This is a genomic window from Mycobacterium sp. IDUB_36, from assembly GCF_055419225.1.
The window spans coordinates 3374264-3394317 of sequence record NZ_JBVAXH010000001.1 but is presented as its reverse complement, the minus strand read 5'-3'; the positions used below and the strand labels follow the sequence as shown (position 1 = coordinate 3394317).

19 protein-coding genes and 1 tRNA gene are annotated in these 20054 nt (G+C 65.7%); 13 read left to right on the top strand and 7 right to left on the bottom strand.

From position 1 onward, the window contains the following. Positions 1–7: 7 nt before the first annotated feature. On the top strand, positions 8–1021 hold the full coding sequence (locus ACZYW1_RS16860; protein WP_463787326.1) for a patatin-like phospholipase family protein: 1014 nt from the start codon (positions 8–10) through the stop codon (positions 1019–1021). Here the strand turns inward: ACZYW1_RS16860 and ACZYW1_RS16855 are convergent. The 5 genes from ACZYW1_RS16855 to ACZYW1_RS16835 form a co-directional block, all read right to left on the bottom strand. Beyond that, complete coding sequence (locus ACZYW1_RS16855; RefSeq protein ID WP_463787325.1) at positions 1014–1871, bottom strand: patatin-like phospholipase family protein; 858 nt, start codon at positions 1869–1871, stop codon at positions 1014–1016. The genes ACZYW1_RS16860 and ACZYW1_RS16855 overlap by 8 nt on opposite strands. Beyond that, positions 1868–2737 carry a class II glutamine amidotransferase gene (locus ACZYW1_RS16850; RefSeq protein ID WP_463787323.1) on the bottom strand — a complete coding sequence of 290 codons (870 nt, stop codon included), beginning with the start codon at positions 2735–2737 and terminating at the stop codon, positions 1868–1870. Before ACZYW1_RS16850 ends, ACZYW1_RS16855 begins: the two co-directional genes overlap by 4 nt. An 11-nt stretch (positions 2738–2748) precedes the next feature. After that, positions 2749–3807 carry an NAD(P)H-dependent amine dehydrogenase family protein gene (locus ACZYW1_RS16845; protein WP_463787322.1) on the bottom strand — a complete coding sequence of 353 codons (1059 nt, stop codon included), beginning with the start codon at positions 3805–3807 and terminating at the stop codon, positions 2749–2751. Positions 3808–3817: 10 nt separating this feature from the next. Further along, entirely contained in the window at positions 3818–5449 is a 1632-nt protein-coding gene (locus tag ACZYW1_RS16840) for a long-chain fatty acid--CoA ligase (protein ID WP_463787321.1), read from the bottom strand. Positions 5450–5565: 116 nt separating this feature from the next. Beyond that, on the bottom strand, positions 5566–6615 hold the full coding sequence (locus tag ACZYW1_RS16835; protein ID WP_463787320.1) for a WD40 repeat domain-containing protein: 1050 nt from the start codon (positions 6613–6615) through the stop codon (positions 5566–5568). 448 nt (positions 6616–7063) lie between these two features. Between ACZYW1_RS16835 and ACZYW1_RS16830 the strand changes: the two genes are divergently transcribed. Together ACZYW1_RS16830 and ACZYW1_RS16825 are read left to right on the top strand one after the other, a co-directional pair. Continuing rightward, on the top strand, positions 7064–8299 hold the full coding sequence (locus ACZYW1_RS16830; protein ID WP_463787319.1) for a class I SAM-dependent methyltransferase: 1236 nt from the start codon (positions 7064–7066) through the stop codon (positions 8297–8299). After that, entirely contained in the window at positions 8296–9066 is a 771-nt protein-coding gene (locus tag ACZYW1_RS16825; protein WP_463787318.1) for a hypothetical protein, read from the top strand. The genes ACZYW1_RS16830 and ACZYW1_RS16825 overlap by 4 nt, the downstream gene beginning before the upstream one ends. A 3-nt stretch (positions 9067–9069) precedes the next feature. Here ACZYW1_RS16825 and ACZYW1_RS16820 read toward each other — a convergent pair whose 3' ends face one another. Continuing rightward, positions 9070–9849, bottom strand: a complete 780-nt coding sequence (locus tag ACZYW1_RS16820; RefSeq protein WP_463787317.1) for a glycosyltransferase family 2 protein — start codon at positions 9847–9849, stop codon at positions 9070–9072. A 168-nt stretch (positions 9850–10017) separates the two neighbouring features. Continuing rightward, a tRNA-Leu gene (locus ACZYW1_RS16815) sits at positions 10018–10091 on the bottom strand. A gap of 239 nt (positions 10092–10330) precedes the next feature. Between ACZYW1_RS16815 and ACZYW1_RS16810 the strand changes: the two genes are divergently transcribed. The 10 genes from ACZYW1_RS16810 to kdpB all read left to right on the top strand — a co-directional run bounded on the left by ACZYW1_RS16810 (position 10331) and on the right by kdpB (position 20053). Beyond that, positions 10331–11251 carry a PPE family protein, SVP subgroup gene (locus ACZYW1_RS16810; protein ID WP_463787315.1) on the top strand — a complete coding sequence of 307 codons (921 nt, stop codon included), beginning with the start codon at positions 10331–10333 and terminating at the stop codon, positions 11249–11251. Positions 11252–11326: 75 nt separating this feature from the next. Continuing rightward, on the top strand, positions 11327–12514 hold the full coding sequence (locus ACZYW1_RS16805) for a PPE family protein (RefSeq protein WP_463787314.1): 1188 nt from the start codon (positions 11327–11329) through the stop codon (positions 12512–12514). 63 nt (positions 12515–12577) lie between these two features. Then, positions 12578–12874 (top strand): WXG100 family type VII secretion target, encoded by a 297-nt coding sequence (locus tag ACZYW1_RS16800; RefSeq protein WP_292990482.1) that lies wholly within the window; start codon positions 12578–12580, stop codon positions 12872–12874. A 35-nt stretch (positions 12875–12909) separates the two neighbouring features. Next, on the top strand, positions 12910–13194 hold the full coding sequence (locus tag ACZYW1_RS16795) for a WXG100 family type VII secretion target (RefSeq protein ID WP_463782736.1): 285 nt from the start codon (positions 12910–12912) through the stop codon (positions 13192–13194). A 226-nt stretch (positions 13195–13420) separates the two neighbouring features. After that, positions 13421–14188, top strand: a complete 768-nt coding sequence (locus ACZYW1_RS16790) for a response regulator transcription factor (RefSeq protein WP_463787313.1) — start codon at positions 13421–13423, stop codon at positions 14186–14188. 18 nt (positions 14189–14206) lie between these two features. Next, positions 14207–15691, top strand: a complete 1485-nt coding sequence (locus tag ACZYW1_RS16785) for a sensor histidine kinase (RefSeq protein WP_463787312.1) — start codon at positions 14207–14209, stop codon at positions 15689–15691. A 321-nt stretch (positions 15692–16012) separates the two neighbouring features. Continuing rightward, a complete protein-coding gene (locus ACZYW1_RS16780; RefSeq protein ID WP_463787311.1) occupies positions 16013–16135 on the top strand; it encodes a hypothetical protein in 123 nt (40 codons plus the stop codon). Beyond that, a complete protein-coding gene (kdpF, locus tag ACZYW1_RS16775; RefSeq protein ID WP_463787310.1) occupies positions 16132–16221 on the top strand; it encodes a K(+)-transporting ATPase subunit F in 90 nt (29 codons plus the stop codon). The genes ACZYW1_RS16780 and kdpF overlap by 4 nt, the downstream gene beginning before the upstream one ends. Beyond that, positions 16222–17883 carry a potassium-transporting ATPase subunit KdpA gene (gene kdpA / locus ACZYW1_RS16770; RefSeq protein WP_463787309.1) on the top strand — a complete coding sequence of 554 codons (1662 nt, stop codon included), beginning with the start codon at positions 16222–16224 and terminating at the stop codon, positions 17881–17883. Position 17884: 1 nt separating this feature from the next. Next, positions 17885–20053: a potassium-transporting ATPase subunit KdpB gene (gene kdpB / locus ACZYW1_RS16765; protein WP_463787308.1), complete on the top strand. Its 2169-nt coding sequence runs from the start codon at positions 17885–17887 to the stop codon at positions 20051–20053. Position 20054: the final 1 nt, after the last annotated feature.

Below are 20054 nucleotides of genomic sequence, written 5' to 3'. Positions count from 1 at the left end.
TGGAGCAATGACCGACCCAGACATCACGGCCGAGCCGGGACCGGGGCTACTCGACGCGCCCCAACCCCGGGTCGCGCTCGCGCTCGGCAGCGGCGGGGCCCGCGGATACGCCCACATCGGGGTGATCCACGAGCTGCATGAACGTGGCTACCAGATCGTCGGGGTGGCCGGTTCCTCGATGGGCGCACTCGTCGGCGGGTTGCAGGCGGCCGACAAGTTGGACGAATTCGCCGACTGGGCAAGGTCTTTGACGCAACGCGCCATCCTTCGGCTGCTCGATCCGACGCTGACGGCGGCCGGTGTGCTGCGTGCCGAGAAGATTCTCGACGCGGTTCGCGACGTCCTCGGCGCCGTCAAGATCGAAGAGTTGCCGATTCCCTACACCGCGGTGGCCACCGATCTATTGGCCGGCAAGTCGGTGTGGTTGCAGCGCGGGCCGGTCGACGAGGCGATCCGGGCTTCCATCGCGATTCCGGGAGTCATCTCGCCGTACGTCGTCGGCGGGCGGTTGCTGGCCGACGGCGGGATCCTCGATCCGCTGCCGATGGCGCCGATCGCGGCCGTCAACGCCGATCTGACCATTGCGGTCAGCCTGTCGGGCAGCGAGACCGGTGACGAGCCCGAGCCCGAGCCGCGGTCGTCGGGTGAATGGCTCAACCGCGTGCTGAGCAGCACCTCAGCCCTGTTCGACTCGCCCACCGCGCGATCGGTGCTGAGCCGGTTCGGCGCCTCCGGCCCGGACGACTCCGACGAGGCCGACGGGACGACCACGGACTTTTCCGTCGAACCCGAGGTGCCCAAGCTGGGCAGCTTCGAGGTGATGAACCGGACCATCGACATCGCTCAAGCGGCGTTGGCCCGCCACACGCTGGCGGCCTACCCGCCGGATCTGCTGATCGAGGTGCCGCGCTCGGCATGCCGGAGCCTCGAATTCCACCGCGCCGCCGAGGTGATCGAGGTCGGACAGGAGCTGGCGTCGGCGGCGCTGGACACCGTCGATCTGCACCGCCGCGTCACCTGATCCCCAGAAACTTCGCCACCGCTGCCGCTTCGCGCCGGCCCTGGACGCGGCCGGCCTGCGCGCACGCCGGGCGGCAGCGCGGGTCCAGCGGATTCGGCCCGAACGCGGCAATCGACTCCTCGTCGGCGAACAGGCCGAGCACCTCGCCGCGAAATTCGACGAGCTCGGAGGCCGCCCCGGCGCCGAACGCCGACGGTGTGGACACACCTGCCGGCACCAGAACGACTGCTGTGGAGCACTCTTCGACCAAGTGCAGGTTGATCGTGCTGCCGATGCCGCCGTCCATGAAGCGCCGGTCGCCGATCGTCACCGGCGGCCAGGCGCCCGGCACCGCGCAACTGGCCGCGACCGCATCGACGAGGTCCACCCCGGAATCGCGATCGAACACCACCAATTCACCGGTGTCGATGTCGACGGCGGTGATCCACAAGCCCTGCTCGGGCCAGTCGTGGCGGGGTAACCGCTGCGCGATCACCTCGCGCCGAACCGGCTCGGCCACCGTCTTGGCGGCCAGCGCCACCGCGCCGATCCGCCGCCGCCGCTCCATCAAAGTGGCGTCCGGATCCGATACGACGGCCAGGAAAAGCTCGGCGATATCGTCGATCTCGACACCGGGATCGAGTTCGGGCGACGCCTCGCCGATCTGCCGCTCGAACAGTTCAGTCAGGTCCTCGCCGCTGCTGATCTGAGCGACGACCGCCGAGCCGGCCGAAGTGCCCAACAGCACAGCCGATTCCAGCAGCGCCCGCGCGGCGGCCGGATGTTCGTCGGCGATACCGAGCAGAATCCCGGTCTCCCAAGCGATCCCGGCAACTCCACCGCCGCCCAAGACCAGCGCTCGAGTGGTCATCGGGCCGCCGGGTGCAGTGACGCCCGGGCCGCGGGACTCAGCTCCTCGATGCTCAGCAGATGTCGCGGCGGCTCCGGCAACACCAGATCTCTGGTGACCTGCAGGGTGGAATCGACGTGGACCAGCTCGCCCGGTTCGAGTAGGCGCCAGCGCCCGGCATCGTCCATCGGCTCGGTGGCGAACACCACCGAGGGCCGCTGGTGCAAAGTGTGGGAGTCGGCCCGAATCCGGTTGGTGCGCAAATGGAATCGATGCTGGCCGGCCAGGGTGCGACGATCCGAGACATACAGCTCGTGCGACTCCGGGTAGCGCAGCGCCCACAGATCGGTGGCGGTGCTGAGCAGAATGTTGACCGCGTAGATCGGCACGTTGTCGGCCAGCCAGCGCATCGCGTCGACCAGTCCGGCCGTCACGTCGCCGTCGCGCGCACGGATCGACGCGGTGATCAACGCGAACACCCGCTCGGAGTCGGTCTGTCCCTTCACCAGATCGGCGGTGCCCACTTCGCGCAGCCGTGCGTCGAGTACGTCGAGACCTTGCAGGATGCCGTTGTGTGCAAAGATGCGGCCGTCTTGCAGGAACGGGTGGGTGTTGACCGCGTCGTGTGACCCGGTGGTCGCGTAGCGGACGTGGGCGATGAAGGTGGTTCCGGTCAGATCGTGTGCCTCAGTGGCGAATTCGGCATCCTGCCACGCCGCGATCGGCTGCTTGTACACCTGCGGACTGCCGTGGCGGTCGAAGACCCCGAGCCCACTGCCGTCCGGGTTGCGCCTGCTCTGCTCGGCAAGATTGTCCGGGGCATCCAACAGCCAGAAGGTCGCGGTCACGACGTTGGTCCCGGCGTGGAGCCCGAAGAGTCGACACATCGGTGAGCAGGTTACCGTGCCAGCCCGGGGGCCGCGCGACCGGTGATCAGGGGCAGGTCGAAGAACGTCTGGATACCGGGGGCGGCCGCGCACGTCGCCGGGACGGCGTTGACGCAGTGCGCCGCCGTCGCGACCACCCCGGGATTGCTTTTCAGCCCCGCGGCCACGCTCTCCGGCTGCCAGCCCTTGATCGTGACAAAGGTGTCCGGGTGTCCGCGGACCTCGATTTCGTAGCGCTCGCCACCCGGCCCGAAAGACCAGGGCGGGTCCAGGTTTTCCTCCCCCATCAACCAGTTGACCGTGATCCGCACAACGGCGGTGTCACCGACCAGCGCCTCCCAATGGAAACGGCGGCCGGCCACCTGACCTTTCTCGATCACGCCGATCGGTGAGTCGATCGGGCCGGTCGCCACCGCCACCTCCTGCGAGGTCCGGATCTGCGGGTCGGCGGCGAAGCCGATCTTGTCCACGCACAACCGAACCGACTGGAAGAACCCACCGTCGAGGATTTTCTGCATGGGCCCGGTCAACGCCTTGTCCGGTTCGCCACCGAAGCCCATCACGTAGCGCAGCACATCCGGCGCAGCGTAGGTTCGCAGGTCGGAATACTCCTCGGCGCGAACGAAATTCACGCCGGTGGACATCACCGAGAGCAGGAGCGGGAACAACTCGGTCGCCGCGCCCGGGCCGATGCCGGCGCCGTGCAGGGTGACGTTGCCGGCTGTGGCGGCTTCCTCCAGCGCAGCGGCTTCCTTGTCGCCCGGGTAGAACCAGCCGACCGGGGTGATGACGTTCTTGCCGGACCGCAACAACGCCACGACCTCGTCGACGTTGGGCAGCAGCGGCGCATAGATCACCGCGTCGGCATCCAGGGCGAGAATCTCCTCGACGTCGTTGGTCGCGGTCACCCCGAGCGGCGACCATTCGACGATCTCACCGACGTCCTTGCCGCTCTTGGCTTCCGAGTGAACCCAGCAGCCGGCGAGCTCCAGGTCGGGGTGTTCGAGAATGCCCCTGATCGCGGCGACGCCAACCGACCCCGTTGCCCATTGCACGACCCGCAGGCTCATGACTCTCCCCTCAGTCTCGCGCTTCGCTGACCTGGTAGACGTCCTCGGCATAGCGGGATCGGATCGTCTTCTTGTCGTACTTGCCGACACTGGTGCGCGGAATCTCGTCGACGAACGTCCATCGCTCCGGCAGCCACCAACGAGCAACCTTGTCGGACAGGAACTTCCGTAGGTCCTCGGCGCTCACGCCCGCACCTTCACCGGCGACGATCACGGCCAGCGGCCGTTCCTGCCAACGCTCGTCGGGAACCGCCACCACGGCCGCCTCGACCACATCGGGGTGGCCGACCAACGCGTTCTCCAGGTCGACCGACGAAATCCATTCCCCACCAGACTTGATCACGTCTTTGGCGCGGTCGGTCAGGGTGATGAAGCTGTGTTGGTCGAGACGCCCGACATCGCCGGTCCGCAGCCAGCCGTTGTCGAACTTGGACTCGTCGTGGCCTTTGTAATACGAGGTGGTGATCCACGGGCCGCGGACCTCCACCTCGCCCACCGCCTCGTTGTCGTTGGGCAGCACGTGGCCGTCGTCGTCGACGATCCGGGCCTCCACTCCGCACAGCGGCTGGCCCTGGGTCGCGCGAAACTGCCAGTGCTGCTCGTCGGGGGTGCCCGGTGGCGGCCAGGCCATGGTGGCTGTCGGCGACGTCTCCGTCATGCCCCAGAGCTGGCGGATTTGAACGCCGTGGCGCTCCTCGAAGGCACGCATCATCGACACCGGCACCGCCGAACCGCCGCTGGGCACGATGCGCAGCGAGGACACATCACGATCGGGGTTCTTCTCGAGGTAGTGCATGACGTCGTTCCAGATGGTCGGCACGGCGCCGGCGATCGTGGGTCGTCGCGTCTCGATCATGTCGACCAGCGACTTGGCGTCCAGGTGCCGGTCGGGCAGCACCAGGTCGGCCCCGGCCATCAGCGCTCCGTAGGGCAGGCCCCACGCGTTGGCGTGGAACATCGGCACGATCGGCAGCACTGAGTCGCTGGAGCCGACGCCGATGCCGTTGCTGGTGCAGATCGCCATCGTGTGCAGATAACTCGAGCGGTGGCTGTAGACGACACCTTTCGGGTTGCCGGTCGTGCCGCTGGTGTAACACATTGCGGCCGCTGAGTTTTCGTCGACGTCCGGCCAGTCGAATTCGGTCGGCTGGTTGTCGACGACGTCGGCGTAGCGCAACACGGTCTTGCCCGATCCTTCGAGCGCGGAGATGTCGCCTTCGCCGACCGCGAGCACGGTGTGCACCGTCTCGAGCTCTCCGAGGATCGGCGCCAGCAGCTTGACCAGCGACACGTCGACCAGCACCACCTGGTCTTCGGCCTCGTTGGCCACGTAGACGATCTGCTCGGGGAACAACCGGATGTTCAGGGTGTGCAGCACCGCCCCCATCGACGGCACCGCCGTGTAGGCCGTCAGGTGTTCGGCGTTGTTCCACATGAAGGTGGCCACCCGCTCGTCGCCGCCGACACCCAAGTGCCGCAACGCATTCGCCAACTGGGCGGCCTGCTGACCGAGCTCGGCATAGCTGCACTCGCGGAAGCCGTCACCGGTCGCGGTGAATACCTTGCGGGCCCCATGGACGCTGGTGGCGTGTCGCAGGATCGCGGTGATCGTCAGGGGAAAGTTGTGCATGGTGCTGTACATCGATCGACCGCCTCAGGTTGCGCCGCTTGGCTACCTACCCGGGTCGGCCCGCCACCAACCGGCCCTCGTGGCCGATCATTGCACGCCGGATGAATCGCCATGCGGCGATGCGGCGGCTAAACCGGTGTCGGCTCGAGCATCAGCAGGTCGGCGAAGGCCCAACCGTGCGCGGCAGTGACATCGTCGTCCGACGTCAGCGCTCCGGCCGCGGTAGCGGCGATGGTCAGTTCGGTGACCGTGCCGGCGTAGTCGGCGACGTACAGCCGCGTGCCGTCCGGGCTCTCGACCACGCATGACGGCTGGTCGCCGACGGTGATACTGCCGAGCACGTCCTGGGTCACGGTCGACCAGACGGTCACCTGCTGATCGCCGACCAGGTAGGCCCGCTCACCCTGGCGGCTGATCCTGAGCTGCGCGAGTGCACCCGCGGCGTCGCCGATCTTGTATGTCGCGTTGATCGCCGAGTTGCGTGGGTCCCTGACGTCCACCACGTCCAGCACGGTGCCGAAGTCCGGACCGCAGCTGCCCACGTAAGCGATGGAACCGTCCGGGCTGAGCGCGATATCCCGGATGGGCGAGCCGATTTCGACGGCACCGACCACCCGGAGGCGACCGGTGTCGATCGTGACGAGCGCTGCGGTGGCGGCGCTGTTGGCCGCGACATAGAGCCGCCGCCCGTCCGCGCTGACCCGCACGCAGTCGACGGTGGCGGCCGCGATCGCAACGAACCGCTGCGTGCCGGCGGCGGTGTCGAGGACGGCGACGCCGGCGCCATCCGCGCCGATCCGTGCGGCGTAGATGTAACGCCCGTTCGGGCTCACCGCAAGGTCGGTCGTCCCGAACGCCACCGAATAGGTCGCGACGATGCGCTCGGAGTTCGTGTCGAAGGCCACGATCTCGTCGTGGGAGGCGGACACGCTGCTCACATAGGCGCGATGGCCGAACATGGCAACGGTGGTCGGTTCGTCGACGTCGGTGACCGTCAGCGCCGCGACGCCGTCGGCGGTGTCCACCAGCGACACGCTGTCGTCGCCGTAGTGGGTGACCGTCAGCCGCTCACCGTCGGAGCTGACGGCGATGCCGCTGACCGCACCGCGGCCGGCGTTGGTCGCGCCGATCGCCGCAAATCCCTTGGCCTCGTTCAACTCAGGAGCTGCATCGCTCACAGTGCTACCAGCCTTACTTGTCGGTCCGCGGGGCGGACGTTCGGCGTCTGGGCGGGTAACGCAAATCGCGACTCGATGTTCCCGCGGGCAGCGCTCTCAGATCCCTGCTCGTCAGCGCCTCAGGCGCAGGTTCCGACCCACTCTAGTGGCTGCAATTGCCAATGGTTCCCGCGAATTCACCGATTGTCGCCCGCGTCACTCGGTTAACTCAGGGCGTCCTTAAGCAATACACACGAACCGGCGCATCCGACCTCGGAGAGCAAACACAGCAACCCATTTCGCCAGGCAGTTCCGGCTCTGCGCGAAGCTGATACGAACCTTGGACCGCGGCGGACGATCGTCGCCCGTTTCTTAGCCTTTCTTGCAGAAGAGTCCTACATCACAGCCGTTCGACACGCCCGCAGGTGGTCGCGTTGCCCGTACGCCGGGGGTGGTCGATAATCCCCAGGTGGGCGACGCACGCGACGACGTGGTCAGCCGCCAGTACGAGCGGTGGCGTTATCCGCCCCCCATCGCCGACCTCGCCGCTTGGACCACCACGAACTGGGAGTGGTTCGACCCTGCGCACGCCCACCGGGTGCTGTGGCCGGACCGGGACTACCGCCCGGACCTGGACATCCTGATCGCCGGATGCGGCACCAATCAGGCGGCGGTCTTCGCCTTCAACAACCCCGGCGCGACCGTGGTGGCGGTCGACATCAGCCAGCCGTCGCTGGATCACCAGCAGTTCCTGAAGGACCGGCACGGGCTGCACAATCTGCGACTGCATCTGCTCCCGATCGAGGAGTTGTCGACGCTGGGGCGAGATTTCGACCTGGTGGTGTCGACCGGCGTCTTGCATCACATGGCTGATCCGCTGGTCGGCCTGAAATCCCTTGCGGGACGCCTGCGTCCGGATGGTGTCATGGCGCTGATGCTGTACGGCAAGCACGGCCGAATCGGCGTCGAACTGTTGGAGTCGGTGTTTCGCGACATGGGTCTCGGCCAGGACGAAGCCTCGCTTCAGGTCGTCAAGGACACCCTCGCCGCGCTGCCCGAAGACCATCCGGTCAACAGCTACCTCAGGCGGGCGGGCGATGTGCACGACGATGCCGGGTTGGTGGACACATTTCTGCACGGCCGGGCGCGAAGCTACACGGTCGACGAATGCATCGAACTGGTCGACGCCGCAGGACTGGTATTTCAGGGGTGGTACCACAAGACGCCGTACTATCCCCAGGATGCGGCCGGGCAGCCCGCAAGCTACTACCCGACCTTGAATGCGTTGCCCGAGAACAAGATCTGGTCGGTCATGGAGCGACTTCAGACATTGAACGGCAGCCACTTCTTCATGGCATGCCATGCACAGCGGCCGAAAGCCGGTTATCAGATCGACTTTTCGACGGCGGCCGCCCTGGACTACGTTCCGGTGTTCCGATATCGCTGCGGACTGGCCGGCACCGACATCTACTGGCCGGGTTCACGAATCGGCCTCAACCCGGTCCAATTGCCGTTCGTGCAACACGTCGACGGCCGTCGCTCGATCCGCGAGATCATCGGCGCCGTCAGGTCGCAGCACGGCGCAGCCGACGCATCCGACGCAGACGCATTCGAGGCCTTCGCGATTCGGTTGTTCCAGATGCTGTGGCGTGTCGACTTCTTCGCGATGGCGCTCGATCCCGACCGTCAGGAGGTGTCGACGTGACATCTGACGATCCTCAGGGTCTCGACCTCGGACCCGTCGCCGCCGGCCCGCGGGTGTTCATCGCCACGCCGATGTACGGCGGGATGGCCGCGGCCACCTACACCATGTCGCTCGTCCACACCCCGGCCGTCTTCTTCAAACACGGTGTGGGCCTGGACTTCAGCTGCGCGAGCAACGACAGCCTCGTGACGCGCGCGAGGAACTACCTGACCTTCCAGTTCCTCAACTCACCGGCGACGCATCTGATGTGGATCGACGCCGACATCGGCTTCGATCCACTCGACATCATCAAGATGGTCCGGGCCGACAAGGACATCGTGTGCGGCATCTACCCCAAGAAAGAGATTCACTGGCGGGCGGTGGCCAAGGCCGCGGGAGAAGGTGTGCCGCCGGAGCGTCTGCGTGAACACGAGCGATCACTGGTACTGAACTTGATCGACCGGTCGCCGGATCGGGTGACCGCGGAGGGGCTTGTCGAAATCGCCAATGCCGGAACAGGGTTCATGCTGATCAAGCGTGCGGTGTTCGAGGCCCTGGCCCAGGATACGGCGTCCTATGTGGACGGCTCGACTCCGGGAATCCAGTTGAAGGAGTTCTACGCCGTCAGTATCGACTCCGACTCGGGCAACAGCCTGCTTTCAGAGGATTACCACTTCTGCAAACTGGCCCGCAACCGGGGCTTCAAAATCTATGCGGCGCCCTGGGTCCGGTTGACCCATACGGGGACATACATTTTCGGCCATCGCGAGATCATCGGCCCGCAGTAGCTCTCATATGCCTGGGTTGGTCAGCCAGTTCGGTTGTAGTTCGCTGTCGAACTCGTAGGGTCCGGTGTGGGTCAACCGGACCCAGGGCGCTGCGAACACCTTGAAACCGTGCCTGCGCGCCAGCAGGCAGAAGTAATAGTCCTCGCCGATCAGTTGACGGGTTTCGGGCTCGATATCCGTCGCGTAGAACTCGCGGACAGTCGCCCCGCCGATCTCGTAGGACGGCACGTGGTCGTGCAGCGCCTCGAAAACCGCACGCTTGACCAGCATGAATCCCGTTCCGCCGGCCATGACTTCGACCAAGCCGTCGGCATTGGCCACCGCGTCTTCATGATCGCCACTGAGCGGTTTGACCACGAAGGTGCCGACGTGCCGGTGGAGTTCTTCGGACGGCACGCCATCATGGACGGCCCGTGCCACCCGCTTCCAGTCGATGGCCTTCTTCGGATACAAGCCGCAGACGATGTCCTGATCCGCCAGCAACATGCTGACGATGTCGAGGCCGTGGAAACCGATGTCGGCGTCGATCCACATCAGGTGAGTGGCCTCGGTCTGGAGAAACTGCGTCGCCAGATGATTTCTCGAATTCGCGATCAGCGCGTCCCGGGTCCGATACTGGTACAGCAAGCCGATCCCGCTGCGCAAGAAGATGACCGGAGTCTGCGCGAGCGACCAGGTGTACGTTCCGGTCGCGGTGCCGCCGTACATCGGAGTGGCAATGAACACCGTGGGCGCATTTGCACCGGACTCGTGGCGCTGGGCGGCGGGATGAGGATCGACCACCGCAGAACTATATGGCTCCGCTGAATCGTTCACCGACGTCGTAAAGATTTCGTCAAAATTCTTGGCTTTGCGCTACCGCCGAGCTAATTATTGTGAGACACATATGTATTAGACCTGAACACCGCAGAAGCGAGGCAGACGGGCGTCCGCGCCCAGGGCGCTCGGCGGTGCCCCCAGTCGGACTCGAACCGACACTGGACGGATTTTAAGTCCGCTGCCTCTGCCAATTGGGCTATGGGGGCCAGCGACGAATTTAGCGTGTTAACGCCAGATTCCGTCGCGTGGCTGTTGCCGCAGGACGGTGTCTGGTTCTTGTTAAAAATTAAGCCTCCTTGTTAAAAAGCCATTAACCCGCTGGGCAAGGGGGGCGCGGCTCGGCCAAGGTAGTGCCGTGGACGCCAGCGAAGCCCGACCTACACCCACGCTTTGATCACCGTGGCCGACCCACTCCCGGGTCGGCTTTTCAAACCAGGAGACATACATGGCCTTCGTGAATACGCAGCCTGCCGCGATCTCAGCGGCCGCGCAGCAGCTTGAGGGGATCTTCAACTCGTTCGCCGCAGAGAGCACCGGCGCGGCCACCTCGACCACTGACGTCCTTCCCGCCGCCGCCGACGAGGTGTCGATCCTGCAGGCAGGGGTGTTCTCGACCTACGGTCAGCTCTACCAGACCGTGAGCGCCCAGGCCCAGGCGATTCAGCAGCAGTTCAACCAGCTGCTGGGTCAGACGTCGGGTTCGTATCAGGAAACCGAGTCGGCCAACCAGGCCGGCGCGGCGGCCAACGCGCTGTCGAACGGCGCGGGCAACGCGACGTCTGCGGCCGCGCAGCCCGCTGACGCGTTCGACGATCTGGTCAACGGGATCAACAGCTTCAACAGCTTCATGCTCAACGACCCACTCTTCGGGACGCTGAGCAGCAACATCGCCAACCTGGCCAACATCAACGTCGGTAACTACGCATCGGCCATGTCGGTCTTCATCTCCCTCGGCGGTGGTGGACTTCTCACCGCGCTGGCGGGCCCGGCAACCGCGGGCGCCGACATCGGCGGCTTGGGTACGGCGCTCGCCGGAGACGTTGCCCCCGCAGCCGGCATCGCCGGCGCGGGCGGCATGGGCGCGGCGCCGGTGCTGGCCGCGGCCGGCGGAGGGTCGTCGATCAGCGGTCTCTCGGTGCCTCCGGGCTGGACTGGTGGCGCCGGCATCCCGTCGAGCGGTGCGCCTGTCACGCTGGCGTCGCAGACATTCGGCACCGGGGCGCCCACCGCGGGCGGCTCGCCGACCGGAATCGCCGGCATGCCGGCGGTCGCGAATGGAGGCCGCGGCGGCTCGAGCTTCGGCGCCCCGCGCTACGGCGTCAAACCCAAGGTCATGCCGCTGATCCCCAAGCCGACCGTCACGTAGCCACCAGCTGCCGCCAACGTCGTTCGGCCTCAACACCCTTCACACTCATAACTCTTCATAGACAGGACCCACGAAATGGCTTTTGATTTCGCAGCGCGACCGCCGGAAGTCAACTCCACGCTGATCTACTCGGGTGCCGGCGCGGGCCCGCTGATGGCCGCCGCCGCATCCTTCGCCGGCCTGAGCTCGGAGCTGAGCACCAACGCAACCGCCTACGAATCGGTGATCTCGCAGCTCATCGGCTCGGAATGGCAGGGCCCGTCGTCCACCGCGATGGCGGCCGCCGCGCAGCAGAACATCGAGTGGCTGCAGACCACGTCGGTGCAGTTGCAGGAAGCCGCCGCGAAGGCCAACGCGTCAGCAGCGGCTTACGAGGCGGCTTTCTCGGCATCGATCCCGCCCCCGGTCGTCTTCGCCAACCGGGCGCAGCTCGCGATCCTGGTGGCGACCAACATCCTCGGGCAGAACACGCCGGCGATCGCCGCCAACGAGGCCATGTACGGCGAGTTCTGGGCCCAGGACGCCATGGCGATGGCCGGGTATGCCGCCGCCGGGGCGACCACCTCTCAGCTGACCCCGCTGACCGACCCGCCGCAGTCCGTCAATCTCGCCGGCTCGGCAGCTCAGGACTCCGCGGTGAGCAACGCCGTCGGCAGCAATACGGCCAACGCCGGGACCAACGGTGTGCTCAGCGGTCTGCAGAACGCCGCCTCTGCGGCAGCAACCCCCGCCGCTGCCGCCCCTGCCGCGACCATCGGTGACCTGATCACCGCACTCCAGGGCACGGCGGGAATCCCGTTCTTCGCCAACACCTTCAACACCTTCAACGTGACGAACTCCTGGTGCCTCGCGACGATGGGAACAGCGCTGGGTACCTTGAACCACTTCATGGCCGGTGCTCCCTTCGGTGTCACGATCGGCGATGTCACCCCGCTGGGCGCTGGATTGGGCTTTGGCACCACGCTGGCAGGTTCGTCGTCCGGACTGGGCGGCGCAACGCTGGCCGGAATGGGCACGGCGGGCTCCGTCGGCGGGATGTCGGTGCCGACGAGCTGGGCCGGCAATGCGCCCGTCACCCTCGCCGCCAACGAGAGTGTGCTGTCCGGCAGCGGCTGGACCGCGGCCGCCGACGCGAGCGCGACCGGCACCGGTGGAGCGCCGGGCATCATGCCCGGCATGGCATCCGCGGGCGGCAAGGGCGGAATGGGCATGGGACCGCGCTACGGCGTCAAGCCCAAGGTCATGCCGAAGGTGCTCATCTAAGAACCCGCAGGACGGCGACGCCGCCGCCTTGTACCAGATATTCCGGATCAAAAGGAGAAAATCATGCCCACACGTTTTATGACCGACCCGCACGAGATGCGCGCCATGGCAGGCCGTTTCGACGTCCACGCCCAGACCGTCGAGGACGAAGCCCGCAAGATGTGGGCCTCGAGCCAGAACATCGCCGGGGCCAGCTGGAGCGGTATGGCTCAGGCCACCTCCTACGACACCATGGGCCAGATGAACACGGCCTTCCGCAACATCGTGAACATGCTGCACGGGGTGCGTGACGGTCTGATCCGCGATGCCAACAACTACGAGAGCCAAGAGCAGGCTTCTCAGCAGATCCTGTCCAGCTAGCCGGTCATCACTCGAAAAGGTTTGGGAGAACAATTATGTCGATCAATTACCAGTTCGGCGACGTGGATGCCCACGGCGCGCTGATCCGCGCTCAGGCCGCTTCTCTGGAGGCCGAGCACCAGGCCATCGTTCGCGATGTGCTGGCTGCCGGTGACTTCTGGGGTGGCTCGGGTTCGGTGGCCTGCCAGGAGTTCATCACCTCGTTGGGTCGCAACTTCCAGGTGATCTACGAGCAGGCCAACAGCCACGGCCAGAAGGTGCAAACAGCCGGCAACAACATGTCGAGCACCGACGCCGCCGTTGGCGGCAGCTGGGCCTGACAGCAAAGCAGTTCCCCGTGGCCCGCACACCGAAGGTGTGCGGGCCACAACCATTTTCACCACCGGGCCCGGACGATCGTGTCGGGCCCGACCGCCGTCCAACCCGGATCGGCCCGGCGGAGATCGCCGTCGGCGCAGGTCAGCTCGGTTTCGGGGACATTTGAGATCCGTATGAGCTTCGTGACAACGGGGTGTGCGGCGGGGAGAATCAGTAAGCATGGCAGTCATGTCGGCAACCACCACGCGAGAACAACGTCCACGTCAGGCAATCCTCGGTCAGCTTCCCCGGATCAGCCGTGACGACGGATCACCGATCCGGGTGCTCCTGGTGGACGACGAGCCGGCGCTGACCAATCTAGTCAAGATGGCCTTGCATTACGAGGGATGGACAGTCGAGGTCGCCCACAACGGCCGCGAAGCCGTCAGCAAGTTCGACGACGTTGAACCCGACGTCCTGGTCCTCGACATCATGCTTCCCGATATCGACGGGCTGGAGATCCTGCAGCGGGTGCGCCAAACCGGTCCCTACACGCCCACCCTGTTCCTGACGGCACGGGATTCGGTGATGGACCGGGTGACCGGGCTGACGGCGGGCGCCGACGACTACATGACCAAGCCGTTCAGTCTCGAGGAGCTGGTTGCCCGGCTCCGGGGCCTGCTGCGACGTTCCAATCACCTCGCTCCTCCCGCCGAGGAGAGCCTGACGATCGGTGACCTCACCCTCGATGGCGCGAGCCACGAAGTTCACCGGGCGGGCACTCCGATCTCGCTTTCCTCCACCGAGTTCGAGCTGCTGCGTTTCCTGATGCGCAACCCGCGCCGGGCGCTGACCCGCACCGAAATCCTGGACCGCGTCTGGAACTACGACTTCGCCGGTCGGACCAGCATCGTCGATCTGTACATTTCCTACCTGAGGAAGAAGATCGACGCCGGCAAAGAGCCGATGATCCACACCGTTCGAGGTGTCGGGTACATGCTCCGCGCGCCGGCATAACACCGAGGTAGTAGCCAAATGACCGGAGCCGCAACGACTCCGTGGTGGCGGCCGCGCACGCTACGTCAACAGTTGGTCCTGGGCGTCTCGGCGGTGGTCACCGTCGTGATGTTGGTGGTCGGCGTCATCTCGGTCGTCAGCCTGGGGTCCTACGTCAACGCGATGAACGACACAGAGGTCTCTGAATCGCTTGACACGCTGAGCCATTCGTTCGGCCGATACCGCTCCGGTGAGATCAGCCAGCACCGCGGCATCGAGCACGCGATGCTCAGGTTCACCGAGCAGAACCCCGGCAACGTCATCGCCGTGATCCGCGACGGAAATGTGCTGGGGTCGGTGGTCTTCTTCGAGGACGAACCGAGGCCGGCCGCACCCGATGTCGTCGCAGCCATCAAAGGCCAGACCTGGCACGACGGTGAGATTCGCACGGCCAAGCTCGGCGGGCTGGGACCCTACCGAGTCAGCAGTCAGAGGACCGACGCCGGTGAAATCCTCGTGGTCGGCGTTTCCCTGGAACTGGTGAACAAGACCATCAACGGTCGAATCATCAGTGCCACAATCCTTTCGGTCGCAGCGCTGCTGGTGACCGCTGGGTTGACCGCGCTGATGGTCGGCTACGCATTGCGGCCACTTCGCCGGGTCGCGGTCACCGCGGCCGAGGTCGCCGTCGCGCCCTTGACCGGTGACGACCACCGCATCACCACCAGAGTCACCCCGGACGACACCGACCCGAACAACGAGGTGGGCATTGTCGGGCACACCTTGAACCGGTTGCTGGACAACGTCGACAGTGCGCTGGCCCACCGCACCGAATCCGACCGTCGCATGCGGCAATTCATCACCGACGCCAGCCACGAACTGCGGACGCCGTTGGCGGCGATCCAGGGTTATTCGGAGCTCACCCGTCAGGACAGCGCGGCGCTGCCTCCGACCACGGAGTACGCGCTGGCCCGGATCGAGTCGGAGGCCCGGCGGATGACGTCGCTCGTCGACGAGCTGCTGTTGCTGTCGCGACTGGGTGAGGGCGACGATCTGCGCACCGAAGACGTCGACCTGACCGACATCGTGCTCGATGCGTTCAACGATGCGGCAGTGGCAGCGCCAAACCACAACTGGACCAAGGACCTGCCCGACGACCCGGTCTGGGTGAGCGGCGACTCCGACCGGCTGCATCAGTTGGTGAGCAATCTGCTGACCAACGGCTGGGTGCACACACCGGCCGGAGTCACCGTGACGGCGGCGATCACGTGTCATCGCAACGGCGCCGACGGCTCGTACGCCGAGTTGACGGTGGCCGACGACGGGCCCGACATCGACCCTGAGTTGCTGCCCCACCTGTTCGATCGGTTCGTCCGCGCCAAGGATGCTCCGCAGGAAGGCGGCGGAAACGGGCTCGGCCTGGCGATTGTCGACTCGATCGTCAAAGCGCACAACGGGTCGGTCGAAGCCGAATCGGCCCGCGGCCGAACCACATTCCGGGTGCGGCTGCCACTCGCCAAGTAGCGCGCATCACAGCGCTCCCAGCAAAGCTGAATATCGCGCTCAGCGCTGCCCAGGCGATGAATCGTCGCCTTCGGCAAACCTAAATTGCGCGACACACTGTAAAGAAAGCGTTAGCGACGGCGCTTTACCCAGCAATGGCGCTTAACTTCTTTCCAGACCTGATCCTCGGGACTAAATTTGCATGCCAGGGCGAAGCCTCGATCACCGATCGACCCGACCGGCTTGTACGAACGGAGAAGCGATGTCCGTGGTTGCCTACGTCTTGCTGACGCTGGCTGTGTTCGCGATCCTCGGCTGGGCACAGAAGCTGGTCGAAAAGCTATGAGTCGCGCCGACGACAAGGACGTGGCGCGCGTGAGCGGCGCCAGGGCTGAGGAGCGGGCGCCGATGAGTCGCGCCGGCGACAAGGCAGAGCGCAGCGATGCTGAGGAGTGGCGCCAATGAGTTACGACAACATCGTCGGTCTCGGCCTGGCTGCGGCGCTGACCGTTTACATGGTGGTGGCGTTGTTCTTCCCGGAGAGGTTCTAGGTGAGCACGTCGACCGCGGGTATCGCCTTGCTGGTGCTGGCACTGGTCGCGGTGCACGTGCCACTCGGTGACTACATGTACCGCGTCTACACCTCGACCCGCGACTGGCGCATCGAGAAGGTGGTCTACCGCATCATCGGCGCCGACCCGGAGGCCGAACAACCGTGGTATGCCTACGCACGGAGCTTGTTGGCGTTTTCAGCGGTCAGCGTGCTGTTCCTGTTCTTCTTCCAGTTGATCCAGGGCAAGCTGCCACTGCACCTGCATGATGCGGCGACCCCGATGACGCCGTCGCTGGCCTGGAACACCGCTGTCAGCTTCGTGACCAACACCAACTGGCAGGCCTACTCGGGCGAGTCCACGCAGGGTCATCTGGTGCAGATGGCGGGACTGGCCGTGCAGAACTTCGTCTCTGCCGCAGCGGGAATCGCCGTGGCGATCGCGCTGGTACGTGGGTTCGCCCGCAGCAGGACGCCCGAGATCGGCAACTTCTGGGTCGACCTGGTCCGGGGAACGGTGCGCATCCTCCTGCCGATCGCGCTCATCGGCGCGATCGTGCTGATCGCGGGTGGCGCGATTCAGAACTTCCACCTGCACGATCAAGTAGTCACCACGCTGAATGGCACCCCGCAGACCATCACCGGGGGGCCGGTGGCCAGCCAGGAAGCGATCAAGGAACTCGGCACCAACGGCGGCGGCTTCTACAACGCGAACTCCGCGCACCCGTTCGAGAACCCGACCAGGTTCAGCAACTGGGTCGAGATCTTCCTGATGCTGGCGATCAGCTTTTCGCTCCCCCGCACCTTCGGCCGGATGGTGGACAACACCAAGCAGGGTTACGCGATCGTCGCGGTCATGGGTGTGCTAGCGACCTTCAGCCTGGCTTCGATCGAGTTGTTCCAGCTCAGCCACCACGGGACGGTGCCTACCGCGGTCGGTACGGCGATGGAGGGCGTGGAGCAACGGTTCGGCGTTGCGAATTCTGCCGTGTTCGCCGATGCGACCACGCTGACCTCGACCGGGGCCGTCGACTCCGCGCACGACTCGTACACCAGCCTGGGTGGCCTGATCCAGTTACTGAACATGCAGATCGGCGAGGTCGCACCCGGCGGTGTCGGTTCGGGCCTGTACGGGATGCTGATCATGGCCATCCTCACCGTGTTCGTCGCGGGCCTGATGGTGGGCCGCACCCCGGAATACCTGGGCAAGAAGATTCGTCCGCGCGAAATGAAGCTGGCAGCAAGCTATTTCCCGGTGACCGAGTTGCTGGTGCTGTTCGGGACCGGCATCGCGATGGCACTTCCGGGGCCTCGGGCGGGCATGAACAACCCTGGCGCGCACGGTCTTTCGGAGGTGCTTTATGCGTTCACCTCGGCGTCCAACAACAACGGCTCGGCCTTCGCCGGGTTGTCGGCCAACACCACCTGGTACAACACCGCACTCGGTTTGGCGATGCTGCTGGCCAGATTCCTCCCGATGATTCTGGTCTTGGCGCTGGCCGGTTCGCTGGCCCGTCAGGGTCATACCCCCGAATCGCCGGGCACCCTACCCACCCACCGGCCTCAGTTCGTCGGCCTGGTCGCCGCGGTGACAGTTGTGCTGTGCGCCTTGACCTTCCTGCCGGCACTGGCACTCGGACCCCTCGCCGAAGGAATCCACTGACATGACCAGCTCAACGGCCCTGAAGCCGAGCTCCACCCGGGCGCCGCGCCCGCAGCACAGCGGCTCGACACCGGTCCGAGGCGGCCTGATCGACCTCGGCTTGTTGTTCAAAGCCCTGCCGGACGCGGTACGCAAATTCGACCCGCGCACGTTGTGGCGCAACCCGGTCATGTTGATCGTCGAGGTCGGCGCCGTCTGGTCGAGTGTGCTGACCATCCGCAACCAGTCTTGGTTTGGTTGGCTGATCGTGTTCTGGCTCTGGCTGACAGTGCTTTTCGGCAACCTGGCCGAGGCGGTCGCCGAAGGTCGGGGCAAGGCCCAGGCCGACACGTTGCGGAAATCGAAGGCCGACACCATCGCCCGGCGGCTCACCGGCTGGGCACCCGGCAAGCCCGGGACCGAAGAGGACGTCCGCGCGCCGGAACTACAGCGCGGCGACATCGTGGTCGTCGAGACCGGTGAGACCATCCCGGGCGACGGCGAGATCGTCGAAGGCATTGCCTCGGTGAACGAATCGGCGATCACCGGTGAGTCGGCGCCGGTGATCCGCGAGTCCGGCGGCGACCGGTCCGCGGTCACCGGCGGAACCACTGTGCTGTCCGACCGGATCGTCGTCAAGATCACCCAGGAACCGGGGAAGAGCTTCATCGACCGGATGATCGCTCTCGTCGAGGGCGCCAACCGGCAGAAGACGCCGAACGAGATCGCGTTGAACATCCTGCTGGCCGCGCTCACCATCATCTTCCTCTTCGCGGTGGTGACCCTGCAGCCGCTGGCGATCTACTCCAAGACCAACAATCCAGGGGTGGCCGACACCGCCGCGCTGACCAACAACGGCGTCAACGGGGTCGTGCTGGTGGCGCTGCTGGTGTGCCTGATCCCGACCACGATCGGCGCCCTGCTGTCCGCGATCGGCATCGCCGGCATGGACCGGCTGATTCAGCGCAACGTGCTGGCGATGTCGGGCCGCGCGGTCGAGGCCGCCGGCGACGTGGACACCCTGCTACTGGACAAGACCGGCACGATCACCCTCGGCAACCGCGAGGCTTCGGAGTTCATCCCGGTCGGCGGTGTCACCGCGGAGGAATTGGCGGACGCCGCCCAGCTGTCCAGCCTGGCCGACGAAACACCGGAAGGCCGCTCGATCGTGGTGTACGCCAAGGAAGCTCACGGGTTGCGGGAACGCCCGCCGGGTGAACTCAGCCACGCGCAGTGGATCGAGTTCACCGCGACGACCCGGATGTCCGGCGTTGACCTCGACGGCCGACAGCTACGCAAGGGCGCCGCCAATTCCGTGGTCAACTGGATTCGCGAGCAGGGCGGCGACATCCCGGCCGCTCTGGGCGATGTGGTCGACGGAATCTCCGCGGCCGGCGGTACGCCGTTGGTGGTGGGCGTGGTCGGCGACGGCCCCGACGGCAGGTCGGCGCAGGTACTGGGCGTCATCCACCTCAAGGACATCGTCAAGCACGGCATGCGCGCCCGTTTCGACGAGATGCGCAAAATGGGCATCCGGACGGTGATGATCACCGGCGACAACCCGCTGACGGCCAAGGCAATTGCCGACGAGGCCGGGGTCGACGACTTCCTCGCCGAGGCCACCCCCGAAGACAAGTTGGCGTTGATCAAGCGCGAGCAGCAAGGCGGCCGGCTGGTCGCCATGACCGGCGACGGCACGAACGATGCGCCGGCCTTGGCGCAGGCCGATGTCGGGGTCGCGATGAACAGCGGCACCAGCGCGGCCAAAGAGGCCGGCAACATGGTCGATCTGGACTCCGATCCCACCAAACTGATCGAGATTGTCGAGATCGGCAAGCAATTGCTGATCACCCGCGGCGCCTTGAGCACGTTCTCGATCGCCAACGACATCGCCAAGTACTTCGCGATCATCCCGGCTTTGTTCGTCTCACTGTTCCCCGGGCTGGCCTCGATCAACATCATGCGGCTGCACAGCCCGCAGTCGGCGATTCTGTCCGCGGTGATCTTCAACGCGATCATCATCGTCGCGCTGATCCCGCTGGCGCTGCGCGGCGTCCAGTACACGCCGAGCAGCGCATCGAAACTGTTGAGCCGCAACCTCTACATCTACGGTCTCGGCGGCGTGGTCGCCCCATTCGTCGGCATCAAACTGATCGACCTCGGCGTGCAATTCATTCCAGGGATGGGCTGAC

Excerpts from the sequence above, each read along its gene's own strand:
- ACZYW1_RS16860 (WP_463787326.1), top strand. The coding sequence starts at position 8 with ATGACCGACCCAGACATCACGGCCGAGCCGGGACCGGGGCTACTCGAC.
- ACZYW1_RS16855 (WP_463787325.1), bottom strand. The coding sequence starts at position 1,871 with ATGACCACTCGAGCGCTGGTCTTGGGCGGCGGTGGAGTTGCCGGGATC.
- ACZYW1_RS16850 (WP_463787323.1), bottom strand. The coding sequence starts at position 2,737 with ATGTGTCGACTCTTCGGGCTCCACGCCGGGACCAACGTCGTGACCGCG.
- ACZYW1_RS16845 (WP_463787322.1), bottom strand. The coding sequence starts at position 3,807 with ATGAGCCTGCGGGTCGTGCAATGGGCAACGGGGTCGGTTGGCGTCGCC.
- ACZYW1_RS16840 (WP_463787321.1), bottom strand. The coding sequence starts at position 5,449 with ATGTACAGCACCATGCACAACTTTCCCCTGACGATCACCGCGATCCTG.
- ACZYW1_RS16810 (WP_463787315.1), top strand. The coding sequence starts at position 10,331 with ATGGCCTTCGTGAATACGCAGCCTGCCGCGATCTCAGCGGCCGCGCAG.
- ACZYW1_RS16805 (WP_463787314.1), top strand. The coding sequence starts at position 11,327 with ATGGCTTTTGATTTCGCAGCGCGACCGCCGGAAGTCAACTCCACGCTG.
- ACZYW1_RS16800 (WP_292990482.1), top strand. The coding sequence starts at position 12,578 with ATGCCCACACGTTTTATGACCGACCCGCACGAGATGCGCGCCATGGCA.
- ACZYW1_RS16795 (WP_463782736.1), top strand. The coding sequence starts at position 12,910 with ATGTCGATCAATTACCAGTTCGGCGACGTGGATGCCCACGGCGCGCTG.
- ACZYW1_RS16790 (WP_463787313.1), top strand. The coding sequence starts at position 13,421 with ATGTCGGCAACCACCACGCGAGAACAACGTCCACGTCAGGCAATCCTC.
- ACZYW1_RS16785 (WP_463787312.1), top strand. The coding sequence starts at position 14,207 with ATGACCGGAGCCGCAACGACTCCGTGGTGGCGGCCGCGCACGCTACGT.
- ACZYW1_RS16780 (WP_463787311.1), top strand. The coding sequence starts at position 16,013 with ATGAGTCGCGCCGACGACAAGGACGTGGCGCGCGTGAGCGGCGCCAGG.
- kdpF (WP_463787310.1), top strand. The coding sequence starts at position 16,132 with ATGAGTTACGACAACATCGTCGGTCTCGGCCTGGCTGCGGCGCTGACC.
- kdpB (WP_463787308.1), top strand. The coding sequence starts at position 17,885 with ATGACCAGCTCAACGGCCCTGAAGCCGAGCTCCACCCGGGCGCCGCGC.